Annotated in this window: 13 protein-coding genes and 1 other RNA gene; 4 read left to right on the top strand and 10 right to left on the bottom strand. The window is 56.0% G+C overall.

Translation table 11 applies throughout. The features are described from left to right. Positions 1-96: 96 nt before the first annotated feature. The 4 genes from rnd to ACI0FJ_RS12790 all read left to right on the top strand — a co-directional run bounded on the left by rnd (position 97) and on the right by ACI0FJ_RS12790 (position 3,025). Positions 97-1,314, top strand: a complete 1,218-nt coding sequence (gene rnd / locus ACI0FJ_RS12805) for a ribonuclease D (RefSeq protein WP_424304103.1) — start codon at positions 97-99, stop codon at positions 1,312-1,314. 100 nt (positions 1,315-1,414) lie between these two features. After that, a complete protein-coding gene (locus ACI0FJ_RS12800; protein WP_424304100.1) occupies positions 1,415-1,714 on the top strand; it encodes a PilZ domain-containing protein in 300 nt (99 codons plus the stop codon). Positions 1,715-1,991: 277 nt separating this feature from the next. Then, the gene (locus ACI0FJ_RS12795) at positions 1,992-2,216 is read left to right on the top strand and encodes a hypothetical protein (protein WP_424304098.1); all 225 of its coding nucleotides are present in this window, start codon (positions 1,992-1,994) and stop codon (positions 2,214-2,216) included. 293 nt (positions 2,217-2,509) lie between these two features. Continuing rightward, on the top strand, positions 2,510-3,025 hold the full coding sequence (locus ACI0FJ_RS12790) for a GNAT family N-acetyltransferase (RefSeq protein WP_424304095.1): 516 nt from the start codon (positions 2,510-2,512) through the stop codon (positions 3,023-3,025). 123 nt (positions 3,026-3,148) lie between these two features. Here the strand turns inward: ACI0FJ_RS12790 and ACI0FJ_RS12785 are convergent, their stop codons facing one another. The 10 genes from ACI0FJ_RS12785 to atpD form a co-directional block, all read right to left on the bottom strand. Then, positions 3,149-3,796 carry a hypothetical protein gene (locus ACI0FJ_RS12785; RefSeq protein ID WP_424304093.1) on the bottom strand — a complete coding sequence of 216 codons (648 nt, stop codon included), beginning with the start codon at positions 3,794-3,796 and terminating at the stop codon, positions 3,149-3,151. A 576-nt stretch (positions 3,797-4,372) separates the two neighbouring features. Next, on the bottom strand, positions 4,373-6,019 hold the full coding sequence (gene groL, locus ACI0FJ_RS12780; protein ID WP_424304090.1) for a chaperonin GroEL: 1,647 nt from the start codon (positions 6,017-6,019) through the stop codon (positions 4,373-4,375). A 28-nt stretch (positions 6,020-6,047) separates the two neighbouring features. Then, positions 6,048-6,320, bottom strand: a complete 273-nt coding sequence (locus ACI0FJ_RS12775; protein ID WP_424304087.1) for a co-chaperone GroES — start codon at positions 6,318-6,320, stop codon at positions 6,048-6,050. A 471-nt stretch (positions 6,321-6,791) separates the two neighbouring features. Further along, positions 6,792-8,351 (bottom strand): ribonuclease Y, encoded by a 1,560-nt coding sequence (rny, locus tag ACI0FJ_RS12770; RefSeq protein ID WP_424304085.1) that lies wholly within the window; start codon positions 8,349-8,351, stop codon positions 6,792-6,794. A gap of 335 nt (positions 8,352-8,686) precedes the next feature. Beyond that, a non-coding RNA gene (gene ssrS, locus ACI0FJ_RS12765) (6S RNA) lies at positions 8,687-8,870 on the bottom strand. Between the two features lie 31 nt (positions 8,871-8,901). Then, complete coding sequence (gene zapA / locus ACI0FJ_RS12760; RefSeq protein WP_424304083.1) at positions 8,902-9,156, bottom strand: cell division protein ZapA; 255 nt, start codon at positions 9,154-9,156, stop codon at positions 8,902-8,904. A gap of 10 nt (positions 9,157-9,166) precedes the next feature. Continuing rightward, the gene (locus ACI0FJ_RS12755; RefSeq protein ID WP_424304080.1) at positions 9,167-9,343 is read right to left on the bottom strand and encodes a hypothetical protein; all 177 of its coding nucleotides are present in this window, start codon (positions 9,341-9,343) and stop codon (positions 9,167-9,169) included. Between the two features lie 425 nt (positions 9,344-9,768). Next, positions 9,769-11,142, bottom strand: a complete 1,374-nt coding sequence (gene glmU, locus ACI0FJ_RS12750) for a bifunctional UDP-N-acetylglucosamine diphosphorylase/glucosamine-1-phosphate N-acetyltransferase GlmU (RefSeq protein ID WP_424304077.1) — start codon at positions 11,140-11,142, stop codon at positions 9,769-9,771. A gap of 903 nt (positions 11,143-12,045) precedes the next feature. Beyond that, positions 12,046-12,477, bottom strand: coding sequence for a F0F1 ATP synthase subunit epsilon (locus ACI0FJ_RS12745; protein ID WP_424304074.1), 432 nt, complete (start codon positions 12,475-12,477; stop codon positions 12,046-12,048). 15 nt (positions 12,478-12,492) lie between these two features. Further along, positions 12,493-13,896 carry a F0F1 ATP synthase subunit beta gene (gene atpD / locus ACI0FJ_RS12740; RefSeq protein ID WP_424304071.1) on the bottom strand — a complete coding sequence of 468 codons (1,404 nt, stop codon included), beginning with the start codon at positions 13,894-13,896 and terminating at the stop codon, positions 12,493-12,495. Positions 13,897-13,906 lie beyond the last annotated feature (10 nt).

Genomic DNA, 13,906 nt, shown 5'->3' with positions numbered 1-13,906 from the left:
AACAGGCCCGAATAGGCGTTTTTTGCCATGATAAGATGCAATTTTGACTGCAATATGACTTGGCAATCCGCCAATGCAGGAGTATAAGCCGCCTTCGTGAACGTTACTAGATTGTACCAAGCCGTCCGTCGGACATTCGCCTCTTTCCACTCCTTGCGTATCAAAGAGTTTACAGTCACAGACCGCAACGTGGCTCCTGTGATGGTGGAGACTGCCCAGGCTCTGAACAAAGCCTGCAGCTCCATGCTCAATGCCGGAATCATCGGCATGGATACCGAATTCGTCCGGACGCGAAATTTTTTCCCAAAGCTCGGTCTCATCCAGGTGTCTACCTGGAAGGAGATCTATTTGATCGACCCGCTGGCCCTGGAAACCCTGGAGCCGTTGGCGGAAGTCCTGACAAGTCAGGACGTGCTCAAGATCTTCCATTCCTGCGACGAAGACCTGGAAGTCCTTTCTTTTCTCTGCGGAACTCCTCCCGGCCCCATTTTTGATACACAGGTTGCGGCCGCCTATTGCGGCCACGGCTTTCAGATTGGGTATCAGGGGCTTGTGCAGGCTGTTCTGGATGTGGAGCTGGACAAGGGCGAGACCCGGTCTGCCTGGTTGAAGCGGCCTCTGACGTCCAGCCAGGTCAAATACGCGGCCATGGACGTGGCCTGCCTCATCCCCATCTACGCCCGTCTGGTCAAGCAGCTCAAGGACATGGGCCGCATCACCTGGGTGGAAGAGGAGATGGACATTCTGCGCCGCGAAGCCTGCGCGGAGATTACCCCGGACGAATACTACACGACCCTGGGGTATGCTTGGCAGTACAAGGGACGCGATCTGGCCGTGCTGAAGTCGCTCTTTGAATGGCGCGAATGCATGGCCGCAGCCAGCGATCTTCCCCGAAATTTTCTTATGAAGAACAAGGTGGTGCGGAGCATTGCGGACAAGAAGCCCCGCAGCCTCCGTGCGCTCTCCGTTATTACGGATGTTCGTCCGTCCATCGTGCGCAAACACGGCAAGGACATCACCGGACGTATCCGGGACGCTCTGGAACTGCCTCTCGAGGCCTGTCCGGAAGAACTGCCCAAACCGCCCAATCCCCGCAAGATCGGCAAGATCGTCGAGCGGCTCAAGCCCATTGTGCAGGAAGAGGCCGAACGGCTGGCCCTGCCCACAGAGCTTGTGGCCCGGCGTCGCTGCCTGACCGAACTGGCCAAGAACTACCTGCAGGGAGTCACGGACGATACCATCATGCCCGAACGGCTGGCCGGATGGCGCAAGCAGGAATTCGGGGATCGTCTCCTCCAAGCCTTGAAAAAATAATGGCTGGCCGCATCCTGCCGTGCAAGAGTGTTGTTACACTCGGGCAGGAGGGCCTCTTTCCGGGGCGTTTTTTCATCCTGCCGCAAGCCGGGAGGCTGACATGGCCGGAGAACGAAGAGCAGCGACCCGCATTCCCCTTGCAGTGGACTTTTGCCTGCTGCACCTGGACAGTGACACACGCGTCCTGTGCGTCCCCCGTAATATAAGCGCTACCGGAATTCTTCTGGACATTTCCCTGGATCCGGAAGTGGAAGGCATTGCCCCGGGCGATGTGGTTGTTCTGGATAATTTCCCCGAATCCATGCATCACCTCCTGACCTCGCGTGAAGGCGAAGTTGTCTGGACGCAGCAGGGGCTGTGCGGGATACACTTCTTTACTCCCATTGTAATAGGCTGTTAGCCGCACCACAGCCTTTCATTCCTTACGGCATCACTCCGACAGCGGTTTTGTTTTGAGCCGCGTTGTCGTTACTGCACGCCTGGCTTGGGCTTTCCTGCCTTGTTTTCCTCCTTTTTTCCACATCTGACAGGCCGGATCGGGGCCGTGCTCCGGCATGCATCCAGCCAGGTTTTCCCCTGGCATATTTTCTTGCGCACGACGGCGGCAGAATTGAGCCGAAGCTTGCTTATCCCACGGCTTGCGCCTACTCTCGATGGTTGCAATCCGTAGTGCAGCCGTGAGTGACTGTTCGCCCGGCTTCATGTTTTTTGAAAAGATGGGCAGCAGCCCGGCAGGCTCTGCACGGTTCCGGATAAAGGGCGAGGAGCTGCTTTGCTGTTCGCTGCGTGCCGACCTGATAAAAAAAGCCGTGGAAGTACCTCTCCACGGTTTTGTCGTCCGTGTGGACCTGTGCCGGACCCCGGACGGGCAGGCGGTCGCTTCCATTCCTCCCCCCTCATAACGGGGGACGGTGGCCGAGTCCGTCCGCGATATTATTTTTCGACACATTCAGTACGGCGGGCAAAAATAGGACCGGCCTTGGAACATACGCGGTGCGGCGTATGGACCGGACGCTGGGCGGCGAGAGCAGGAGAAGCCGCGAGCGACGTAGCATCGGAAAGCCCATGCCCTGCGTCCCATTATGGATGGGACTTGAATTTTTCTTTGAGAATGAAGTTTTTGGTTCACGTTCCTTGTGAGAGTCTGACAGCTGAGATTCTGAAATTATTGAACAGACAGTAAAGGGAGGAAGGCGTGGTAGAAATACGCCGGATAAGCTCCGCGAACCCCCAGGAGTTCCGGGAGCTGTGCGATTTGTTGATAGATTCGGTGGAGGGCGGTGCGTCCGTAGGTTTTTTGTCGCCGCTGTCCATGGAAACGGCATCCGATTATTGGCGGGCCGAACTTGCGGCCACAGCACACGGGCTGGTTGTTTTTACGGCCGTGGAGGACGAACAGATTGTCGGTTCGGTCCAGCTTGCGCCCTGCACAAAGGAGAACGGACGGCACCGTGCGGAAGTGCGGAAGCTGTTCGTACTGCGCAGCCACAGAGGGCGGAAGATAGCCAGTGCTTTGATGGAAGCTGCCGAAAGTGCGGGCAGGGAAGAGGGGTACACCCTTCTGGTGCTGGATACGCACGAGGGCGCACCTGCCGAAGCCATGTTTGAACGCAGGGGCTGGAGCAAGGCCGGTGTTATCCCGAACTATGCGGCCAGCCCGAACGGGAAACTGCACGGGACGTCTGTATTCTATAAGCAGTTTGCCGCGTAATCCCAGGAGGTTGGCGGTGCCTCGTGATTAAGGGACGATGAACAAAAAGGCTCTCTGCTTGCGGTGTACCATACGGCTGGTGTCTGTTTTTTGACACGCAGCTCAGACTGTTTTGCAGAGGGCCTATACGAACGTGTTCAGCCCGGTCATGGAAGCGAACGAGCTGGCCTGATACTTGTAGAAAACCGAAGACATGGACGAAAAAATGTCGTCGCTGTTCTGGTTGTTCCAGAAGCTGGCGGCCTGCAATTGGATTTCCCGGCGCAGCTGCGGTGTGGAGACCTTGCGACCCACGTAGCTGGTGGCGCTTTCCAGGGTGTGGATTTCCTCGAACTGCTTTACAAGCTTCGGGTTGGCTTCAAAGAACGCTTCGATTTTTTCCTTGTCTTCTGTGGCGCAGTTCACCTTCATTTCCCCGGTGGCCGGGTCCAACTTCAGGGTGAATTCCACGTCCTCGTCCACTCCCAGCTTGCGCAGCCCTTCGGCAACCGTGCCCCGGAAGTCCTTTTCCAGCATTTCCTTGTACTGCTTGGCGTCGGTAAATGTCAGGCGGCCGTTTTCGTCCTTGGGAATCCGGGCCAGAATCGTCTGCATCCGGGTCAGGGCGGACTGCGACATGGAAAGACTGCTGGTCTGCTGTGACGTGCCATCGGCCATGCTCTGCAACAGGGCCTTTTTGCTTTCCTCGGTGGAATCCGTTTCCTTGCCCTGCAAGGCATCCTTGAGGTTGAGCTTGTACCCGCCGTAGGCGTTGATTCCTTGAATGCTCATGGCATATCCTTGTGAAATTTTTTGACGGGAAAAATTATCCTTTCCCGATTCTCCCCACGATAGAAAAGCATATTGCATGCCAAGCAATGGCTTCAGGTATTGGAAGCCCCGGTTTCCGACGCGTGGCGGGAAGATGAGAGCATTCCGCTTTCCTGTGTCTGCGGCTTGGCCGTGCTGTCAGCTGCTGGCGGTGTCGGAACTCTGGCTCTTGTTCTGCTGTTCTGGAAAGGCGTCCCCGGAAAGGTTTTCCCGGTGAGGAGTACCAGAAAAGGAGTCCCAGAAAAGGAGTCCCAGAAAAGGAGTCCCAGAAAAGGAGTCACAGGAGAGACATTCCCGGAGAGCAGGCCAAAGCGCGGGGAAGAGAGGAAGCCGACTGGAAAAGCTGGAAGGCAGTTGGGCACCCGTGTGGGCTGGAGCAAGACCGTGGCGAGGGCAGGGCGGAGAACAGCGTCCTGCCGCCTTAAAATCCATTCTGCCGCCTGTTGCAGAAAAATGTATGCCAAGCTGCGCGCCATAAGAAAAAGGCCGCCCTCCGTGCGGAGAGCGGCCTTGAAAGCGTAATGAGGCGTAAGCGGTTTAGTACATTCCGCCCATGCCGCCCATTCCACCCATTCCGCCGGGCATAGCCGGAGAATCGGACTTGGGTTCGGGCTTTTCAGCGATGGCGCATTCGGTGGTCAGCAGCAGGCCGGCAACGGAGCTGGCGTTCTGCAGAGCGATGCGGGTCACCTTCTTGGGATCGATAACGCCAGCCTTGATCAGGTCTTCGTATTCGCCGGTAGCAGCGTTGAAGCCCTTGCCGTCCTTTTCTTCCTTCACCTTCTCAACAACGATGGAGCCTTCGAGGCCGGCGTTGTTGGCGATCTGGCGCAGGGGTTCTTCGATGGCGCGGCGGACCAGGTTCACGCCAGCAGCTTCGTCGTCGTCACAAGGCTTCACCGTGTCCAGAGCCTTGGAGCAGCGCACCAGGGCAACGCCGCCGCCAGGCACGATGCCTTCTTCAACAGCAGCGCGGGTGGCGTTCAGGGCGTCTTCGACGCGGGCTTTCTTTTCTTTCATTTCGGTTTCGGTAGCAGCGCCGACGTTGATAACGGCTACGCCGCCCACGATCTTGGCCAGGCGTTCCTGGAGCTTTTCACGATCGTAGTCGGAGGAAGTTTCGTCGATTTCGCGACGAATCTGAGCAACACGGCCCTTGATGTCTTCGGAATTACCGGCGCCATCAACGATGGTGGTGTTGTCCTTGTCGATCACGATGCGCTTGGCGGTACCGAGGTCGTTCAGGGTCACGTTTTCCAGCTTCACGCCCAGATCGTCGGAAACAACGGTTCCGCCGGTCAGGATGGCGATGTCCTGCAGCATGGCCTTGCGGCGTTCGCCAAAGCCGGGGGCCTTGACAGCAACAACCTGCAGGGTGCCGCGCAGCTTGTTGACTACCAGGGTAGCCAGAGCTTCGCCTTCAACGTCTTCAGCAAGGATGACCAGGGGCTTGCTCATCTTGGCGGTCTGTTCCAGGACGGGCAGCAGGTCCTTCATGTTGGAAATCTTTTTCTCGTTGATCAGGATCAGCGGATCTTCCATTTCGCAGACCATCTTTTCCGGATTGGTCACGAAGTAGGGGGAGAGGTAGCCGCGATCGAACTGCATGCCTTCCACGACGTCCAGAGTGGTTTCCAGGCCCTTGGCCTCTTCAACCGTGATAACGCCTTCTTTGCCCACCTTGCTCATGGCGTCGGCAATGATGTTGCCGATGGTGGAGTCGTTGTTGGCGGAAATGGCGCCGACCTGGGCGATTTCTTTCTGGTCGCGTGTAGGCTTGGCCAGCTTTTCGAGTTCGGCGGTGATGGCTTCAACGCCTTTGTCGATGCCGCGCTTGATAGCCATGGGGTTGCGACCGGCAGCTACCAGCTTTACGCCTTCGTTGAACACGGCCTGGGCCAGGATGGTTGCAGTGGTGGTGCCGTCGCCGGCGATGTCGGAAGTCTTGGAGGCAACTTCCTTGACCATCTGTGCGCCCATGTTCTCGAACTTGTCTTCCAGCTCGATTTCCTTGGCAACGGTTACGCCGTCCTTGGTGATCGTGGGGGAGCCGAAGCTTTTTTCGATGACCACGTTACGACCCTTGGGTCCGAGGGTCACTTTCACGGCGTTGGCCAGTTTGTCCACGCCACGCTTCATCAGGTCGCGAGCCTTTGTATCGAAAAGAATCTCTTTAGCAGCCATTTATATATCCTCCAGAGAAATCAGATAATTAGGAAATTACAGCCAGGATGTCGTCTTCGCGCATAACCAGGTGTTCAACGCCGTCGATCTTTACTTCGGTGCCAGCGTATTTGTTGAACAGAACCTGATCGCCTTCTTTAACGGTCATGGGCTCGTCTTTTTTGCCGGGACCAGCAGCTACCACGGTACCCTTGATGGGCTTTTCCTTGGCTGCATCGGGGATGATGATGCCGCCGGCAGTGACTTCTTCTTCCTCAAGACGCTTGACCAGAACGCGGTCGTGCAACGGTGTGAGTTTCATGGTTAATCTCCTGTAACTGTGTAGTATCGTTTACGTATTTTTTACCCGTCGTCCTGCTGTTAGCAGTCCTTCGGGGTGAGTGCCAATATCACTTGTAGCCGTAACTAATAGTCGCCAAAGCTCTTGTCAATAGCGCCTGCTTAAATCCGCAGCAAACGGAGATCGCGGGTGTTTGGAAAACTTCCGTGCGGTGAAGCCGCACGCCTGTCAATGAATGACCGAAAGAATTTAAGACGGGGGGCCGAATCGTCAAGGGGGAAGGAGTATTTTTTTCTCGTTTTTTGAAGAAAAGCGTTTTTAAAGGCAACAAACAAGAATTATTACGATTTTAATGCCCCCAAAGGGAAAAAATCAGGGCGTTACAGGCAATGGCCGGGCAATTGAAAACTCCCTCCGGGACAGCCCGAAGGGAGTTCGTATCGTGGAATATTGCAGAAGCGACCCCGTCCGAAGACGAAGCAATGCTTCGCTTTATTTTGCGAATCCCACCGACCTTTTCTCCCGTATCACGGTAACCTTGATCTGACCGGGGTAGGTGAGGTTTTCTTCGATCTGCCCGGCAATATCCTTACAGAGCAGATAGGTATTGTCGTCGCTGACCTTGTCGGCATCCACCATGACGCGGATTTCGCGGCCTGCCTGGATGGCATAGGCCTTGGACACGCCCTCGAATGCGGTGGCGATGCCTTCGAGTTCCTCAAGGCGTTTGACGTAGTTCTGCAGCAATTCCTTGCGTGCGCCCGGACGGGCACCGGAAAGGGAGTCGGCAGCCTGGACCAGTGTTGCCAGGATGGACTTGCCGGGGACGTCTTCGTGGTGCGCGGCAATGGCGTTGACGATATCCTTGGGTTCGCTGTGCCTTTTGGCCAGGTCGGCACCGATGACGGCGTGGGGCCCTTCGATTTCGTGGTCCACAGCCTTGCCGATGTCGTGCAGGAGTCCGGCGCGTTTGGCGCGCTTTTCGTCCAGCCCAAGTTCGGCAGCCATGACGCCGCACAAAAAGGCGACCTCTATGGAGTGCTGCAGCACGTTCTGGGAAAAGCTGGTGCGGTAGTGCAGCTGGCCGAGCAGGAGGACCAGATCGGGATGGATGCCGTGCACACCCACGTCAAAGGTGGCCTGTTCACCGATTTCACGCAGTTTGACTTCCATTTCCTGCTCCACCTTCTGGACAATGTCCTCGATGCGGGCGGGGTGGATGCGTCCATCGGTGATGAGGCGCTCCAGGGCCTGCTTCGCGACTTCCCGGCGCAGGGGGGAGTAGGCGGAAAGAATAACGGTTTCCGGCGTGTCGTCGATGATGAGGTCGACGCCGGTGGCAGCTTCCAGGGCGCGGATGTTGCGTCCCTCGCGGCCGATGATGCGACCTTTCATATCTTCCGAAGGCAGGGTCACGGCGGTGACGGTCTGTTCGGAAACGTAATCTCCCGCGTAGCGTTGAATGGAGAGGGCGAGGATTTCCTTGGCTTTTTTGTCGCCAGTTTCCTTGGCTTCCATTTCAATGGCGCGGACCATTTTTGCCGCTTCGTGACGCGAACGCGATTCGATTTCCGTCATGAGCCGCTGACGGGCTTCCTCGGCGGTGAGGCCGGAGATTTCTTCCAGCTTGTGCTCGTGTTCGAGTTCGCGCTTGGACAGGGTTTCGTCCCTGTCGTCGAGTTCGCGTTCCAGCTTGGAGAGGCGTTTTTCCAGTTCGAGAACGCTGGTTTCCTTCTGAACTGTTTTTTCCTGTTTGTCTTCGAGACGTTCTTCTTTTTCGGCGAGTTTGGACTCTTTGGCCTTCATGGCCCGGTCCCGGTCCTTGAACTCGCGCTCCATTTCTTTTTTCTGTGAGTAAATTTCGTCCTGGGCCTGCAGCAAGGTTTCTTTTTTGGCCGCCTGGGCATCCTTGCGCGCTTCTTCCAGAATTCTTTCGGCAAGATCTTTGGCTTCACCTAGGCGCTTGTTCTGCAGCTGTTTATTGAAAAAATAGCCTGCTGCCGCGCCTATGGCTGCCCCTATGATAAGGGACACGATTACTTCGAAAAACATGGTACACTCCTTTATTCCGATCGGGCGTTTTATCCCCACCCGTTGGGGGCCCTTCTTCCGGGACCGCGCTGTCTTTGGATAAACAGCCCCGGGGATAGAAGGAATTGGCCTTGAGCCCGTTTGTGCGGGCAACTGGGACCAGACGGTCCGTTGGGGAATGTATTGTTCCCCCCGACAAGTCGCTTTTGGCGGCTTGTCCTGATGCAGTCGGGTTTTTCAAAAGACTGCGCAAGATGCGGATCGCTTCGTCGTTGTGGGAGTAGGGAGATTTGCAAAGGCCAAAAAACGGAAGGGATACGGCTGCGGCGTTTCCGCCGCAGCAGCATCATTATGAAAAAATCCCCAGGCAAGCCGTGTTGTCAATCATTCTGAACCTAGATGTTCAGGGGGACTCCACTACCGCGCCTTAAGGCGTCCCGACGCAATGCGGGCATGCACACCAGCGCGATTGGAAGCGGAATCCTATATATACGTGTTGGCTCAGCAATCGCTTAACAATCACGAACCTCCCAGGGCAAATTTGTCTACTTCCGCCCGTGGCAATGGCTTCTCAGTCCAATTTGCCGACCAAGGCACCAACCTTTGCTTCGATTTCCTCAAGGCGGTCTTTCATCTGGAGGTAATCATCGGCCATGCTCAGGGCAAGGACGGAAAGAAGCATTTCCTTGCTTGCGTTGAGGCCGGACGCATTCAAGCCCTCAAAAAGTTTTTCCACATACTCTTTGGCTGCGTAAACTCTTTGCGAGTCAGCTTCCGTCCGGAAGGATATCTCAATGCCGAGCAACGGCAGTGTATACAAAGGCATTAGCGCACTTTCAGGCTATTTCACCCTGGACCTTTTTAAGGAGGCCGTCGATGCGGGAAACTACGTTTTCCTGCCTCTGTTCGGCTTCCAAAAGTTCTTCTTTGAGAAGCAGGTTCTCCTCCTCCAACTCCTTGATTCGGTCGAGCATCTCGCTCACACGTCGTTCAAGTTGTTCAAGTAGTTCCATGATTAACGAATATCCCCTTCCCCTTGCAAAATCAAGGGAGTTCACGCTGCGGAGCGGAAAATTACCCACCGTTTTTCGCGCTCACGACGTGTTGTTGTTATTTTTTCCCCACCCTGGCCGAATATTGTGGAAAAGTCATCGGCCAGAGGTGGAGATGATATACAGCGGTTTTGCGGCAAACTCTAGTAGGAGTTGGGGGGAGCCGAAAAATCGTTGGCTGAAAAAGACAAAGACTGTGGGGCGGAAGAGGGAAGAGTGCAAGGAATGCCTGCCAGTTGGGGCCGGTTTTCTGCAGAAACCTGAACTTCGTGTCCCATGATATACCGGGGCCGACGCGGATGGAAAGTACGCGTCGGCCCCGGTGTGTTCGCGTTTTGTTCTTTTTTTTCTTGGAGCAGCCCTCGGATTGCGGGCAAAAGCAGGGTTTAGCGTTTGCGGCGCAGGGAGATCTGCTTGCCGCGCGCTATGGCCATGCCGTTGGCCTCCACATCCTTGGTAATGGTGGACCCGGCACCGACCAGGGCGTTGGCTCCCACAGTAACGGGCGCGACCAGGGCGGTATTGCTGCCGATGAAGGCACCGTCCTTGATGGTGGTGCGGTGCTTGTTTACGCCGTCATAGTTGCAGGTGATGGTGCCCGCGCCGATGTTCACGCCCGCTCCTATTTCCGCATCGCCCAGGTAGGTCAGGTGGCTGGCCTTGGACCCGGCTCCCAGTACGGCCTTCTTCATTTCCACGAAGTTGCCGACCTTGGCCTCGTCTTCCATTACCGCGCCGACGCGAAGTCTGGCATAGGGGCCGACAGAGCAGTCGTGGCCCACAACGGCCTGATCCAGATGGGAAAACGGGTGGATGGTGGAACGTTCCGAGATCCAGGTCTCGAAAATGCTGGTAAAGGCTTCGACTTTTGCTTCGGAGCCGATGCAGGTTTCGCCGTAGATTTCGCAAGGGCCGGAGATTTCCACGCCGGGCTTGATGTTGGCGCGGGGGCCGATGCGCACGCTGGAAGGACTGCGGATGATGACACCCTGGGCCTGGTAATCGGCAATAATGCGGGCGCGCAGCACTTCTTCGGCCTCCACGAGTTCGGCCGGATTGTTGACGCCCATCAGGGATACGTCGTTGCCGCATTCAACCGCATGCACCTTGAGCTTGTCGGCAATGGCGAATTCCACAAGGTCGGTAATGTAGTATTCCTTGCTCTTGTTGGCATTGCTGAGCCAGCCGAGGAGCGGCTCTATGGTGTCCATGCGCAGCAGATAGATACCGGCGTTGACTTCGGCCGGTTCTGGACCGTGGGTAGCCGGGTCGTAGTCCTTTTTCTCCACAATGGCGGAGACGTTGCCGTCCTTGTCGCGCAGCACACGGCCAAAGGCATTGGGGCCTTCGGGAGTGATGGTGGCAAAGGCAAGGTCCGCCTCTTCGCGCTGTGCCGTTTCCAGCATGTGCTCTATGGTTTCCGTGGAAATAAGGGGGGTGTCGCCGTTGATGACCAGACAGTGCGTATATCCAGCCTTCTTGAGCGAGTCCCAGGCAACCTGCAACGCATGGCCGGTACCAAGCTGCTGCTCCTGAATGATCATCCGTTCCAGATGGTCGTGGAAGGTGTCTCCAATGACTTCGGCCTGAAATCCGACCACAGTGTGCAGCCGGGTATGAAAAACAGGCGCAAGGGCTTTATATACGTACCAGAGCATGGGTTCGCCCAGCAGCTCCAACATGACTTTCGGGCGTGTCTCGCAGTACATGCGGGTGCCTTTGCCCGCTGCAAGAATAAGTGCGCAAGTGGTTTCTTTCATTCTGATCTCCTGGAATGAGTCGGCTGTTTTCAGTGCCACATCATAACGTGGCGTCCGGCTGCGGCACGGGCCGGAATGCAAAGTCTATACAGAAGAAAAGGCGTCTGCATGGCTTTTGGATAAAGAGGGGGAGATGATTCCGAAAACAGTCATATGCATGCCGTCATGGGGAGCAACTTGGCAGATTGTGGGAAAAAAATCCACATCCAGGATGGCAGGAAAGGGCTGTTAACTTCGTTGCGCAATAAATTCTGTTCACTCACGTATTTAAGAATACGCATCGCTCCAGAATATATCACACGCCTTGTTCCCAGCCCTTTCCTGCCATCCTGCCCCGAGACCGGAAATGCCCGCTAACGTGGCACGAGTAGAGTAACAGGTTATGAAAAAACGCATAGGTGCCACGTAACACGGTGGGCATGGCCCGCCGTGCGCTGCCAAAGGCAGCGTGAGCGAACCTGAAAACCACGCTTTTCGGTTCGCGGTTTTCCGCCCCGAAATCTTTGGGGCGGACATCACCTTGTTTATGTCTCAAAATTTTTCTCCTTCGCGTATGAAGAATACGTTTCAGTCAAGAATTTCTCACATGCCTCGCTTTCAGACCTTTCTCACCAGCCTGGAATATCTGTTTCCCAACTATGAAGATGTGAACCATGGAAAATTGAAGCAGGGCAGGGAGGAAGAAAATTAACCGGGGGTGGTTCAGTTCTAACCCCTTGAGATCGAAAGCTCGCTACATGCGTAGAGAGCATAAGCCGTCTTGTTCAGCCCCAAAAACAACTTGAAAGAACCTGAAAGTCCTTTGCCTACAAAAAAGCAGGCTCCAATTGCTTGGAGCCTGCCGTTTTTTGTCTAATCGTCTGCCGTAGTAAGTGCGGCAAACCTGGGGTCGTTGCGACCTGTCTACTTTTTGTCGAGCGTTCCGGCGCCCTGTGCTGCATCGCGGCAGCGCATGCGCATGAGGGACCGCTGAAGAGCAGCCTGCGCACGGGTAAACTCGACTTCTTCCTGGCGTTGCCTGATGCGGCCTTCGGCACGTTCGCGGGCCTTGCGGGCGCGTTCCACGTCTATTTCGGCTGCATGTTCGGCAACTTCGGCAAGGATGGTCACCTTGTTATTGCTCACCTCGGCGAAACCGCCGGCGACGAACACGTAGTGATACCGCCCACCCAACTTGTAGAACAGGTTCCCGATGCCCAAAGCGGACAGAAACGGGATATGATTGGCCATGACCCCGAACTCGCCTTCGATTCCGGGTGCACCCACGTAATCGACGGGCTCGGAGAGCACCTGCCGGTCCGGGGTGACGATTTCGAGTTGAATCTGGTTGGCCATGTTTTACCTCGAGGGTTAGGCTTGTTTGGCTTTTTCGAGCACTTCCTCGATGCCGCCGCACATGTAGAAGGCCTGCTCGGGGATTTCGTCGTGCTTGCCTTCCAGGATTTCCTTGAAGCTGCGAACCGTGTCTTCCAGTTTGACGTAGCGACCGGGAATACCGGTGAACTGTTCGGCAACGTGGAAGGGCTGGGACAGGAAACGCTGGATCTTACGGGCGCGGGAAACGGTGAGTTTGTCCTCGTCCGAAAGTTCGTCCATACCCAGAATGGCGATGATGTCCTGCAGGTCTTTGTACTTCTGCAGAATCATCTGAACTTCACGAGCTATACCGTAGTGCTCCTGTCCCAAAACGTTGGGATCGAGAATACGGGAGGTGGAGTCCAGCGGGTCAACCGCGGGGTAGATGCCCAGCTCGGCGATCTGACGGGACAGAACCAAGGTTCCGTCCAAGTGCGAGAAGGTCGTGGCCGGTGCGGGGTCGGTAAGGTCATCCGCGGGGACGTAAACGGCCTGAACCGAGGTGATGGAACCCTTCTTGGTGGAAGTAATACGTTCCTGCAGTTCACCAAGGTCGGTGCCCAGAGTCGGCTGGTAACCAACCGCGGAAGGCATGCGGCCGAGAAGTGCGGACACTTCGGAACCAGCCTGGGTAAAACGGAAGATGTTGTCGATGAAGAGAAGCACGTCTTCGCCTTCTTCATCACGGAAGTACTCTGCGCCAGCCAGGGCGGTCAGAGCAACACGAGCACGGGCTCCCGGAGGCTCGTTCATCTGGCCGTAAACAAGGACGGCTTTATCAATAACGCCGGCCTCGATCATTTCGTTGTAAAGGTCGTTTCCTTCACGGGTACGTTCGCCAACACCAGCGAACACGGACTTACCACCGTGCTGCTTTGCGATGTTGTTGATCATTTCCATGAGAATAACGGTCTTGCCCACACCTGCGCCGCCGAACAAGCCCATCTTGCCGCCCTTGGGGAAGGGAATCAGCAGGTCGATGACCTTTACGCCGGTTTCCAGCAGTTCCACGTCCGTGCTCTGCTCGGTGAAGCTGGGAGCTTCGCGGTGAATGGGGAAGTATTTGTCCGTTTCAATGTCGCCTTTTTCGTCCACGGGACGACCGACCACGTTGAGGATGCGGCCAAGAGCAGCATTTCCCACAGGGGTCTTGATGCCTTCGCCGCGGTCGGTGGCTTCCATGCCGCGGACCAAGCCGTCGGTGGCGTCCATGGCGATGCAGCGCACGACGTTGTCGCCCAGGTGCTGGGCAACTTCGACCACGAGGTCTTTCGCGTTCTCATTGTTTACGTTGACTATGTCAACGGCGTTCAAAATGGAGGGCAATTGCCCTTCGGAAAACTCCACGTCTACGACAGGCCCGATAACCTGTACGATTTTACCGACATTAGCGCTCATAGCTATAATG

It is taken from the genome of Desulfovibrio sp. 7SRBS1 (assembly GCF_049723905.1).
Classification (GTDB): domain Bacteria; phylum Desulfobacterota; class Desulfovibrionia; order Desulfovibrionales; family Desulfovibrionaceae.
The sequence above is the reverse complement of the archived record's forward strand: the minus strand, read 5'-3'. Positions and strand labels throughout refer to the sequence as shown.

Excerpts from the sequence above, each read along its gene's own strand:
- ACI0FJ_RS12775 (WP_424304087.1), bottom strand. The coding sequence starts at position 6,320 with ATGAAACTCACACCGTTGCACGACCGCGTTCTGGTCAAGCGTCTTGAG.
- glmU (WP_424304077.1), bottom strand. The coding sequence starts at position 11,142 with ATGAAAGAAACCACTTGCGCACTTATTCTTGCAGCGGGCAAAGGCACC.
- zapA (WP_424304083.1), bottom strand. The coding sequence starts at position 9,156 with ATGCCTTTGTATACACTGCCGTTGCTCGGCATTGAGATATCCTTCCGG.
- ACI0FJ_RS12745 (WP_424304074.1), bottom strand. The coding sequence starts at position 12,477 with ATGGCCAACCAGATTCAACTCGAAATCGTCACCCCGGACCGGCAGGTG.
- groL (WP_424304090.1), bottom strand. The coding sequence starts at position 6,019 with ATGGCTGCTAAAGAGATTCTTTTCGATACAAAGGCTCGCGACCTGATG.
- atpD (WP_424304071.1), bottom strand. The coding sequence starts at position 13,896 with ATGAGCGCTAATGTCGGTAAAATCGTACAGGTTATCGGGCCTGTCGTA.
- rny (WP_424304085.1), bottom strand. The coding sequence starts at position 8,351 with ATGTTTTTCGAAGTAATCGTGTCCCTTATCATAGGGGCAGCCATAGGC.
- ACI0FJ_RS12785 (WP_424304093.1), bottom strand. The coding sequence starts at position 3,796 with ATGAGCATTCAAGGAATCAACGCCTACGGCGGGTACAAGCTCAACCTC.
- ACI0FJ_RS12755 (WP_424304080.1), bottom strand. The coding sequence starts at position 9,343 with ATGGAACTACTTGAACAACTTGAACGACGTGTGAGCGAGATGCTCGAC.
- ACI0FJ_RS12800 (WP_424304100.1), top strand. The coding sequence starts at position 1,415 with ATGGCCGGAGAACGAAGAGCAGCGACCCGCATTCCCCTTGCAGTGGAC.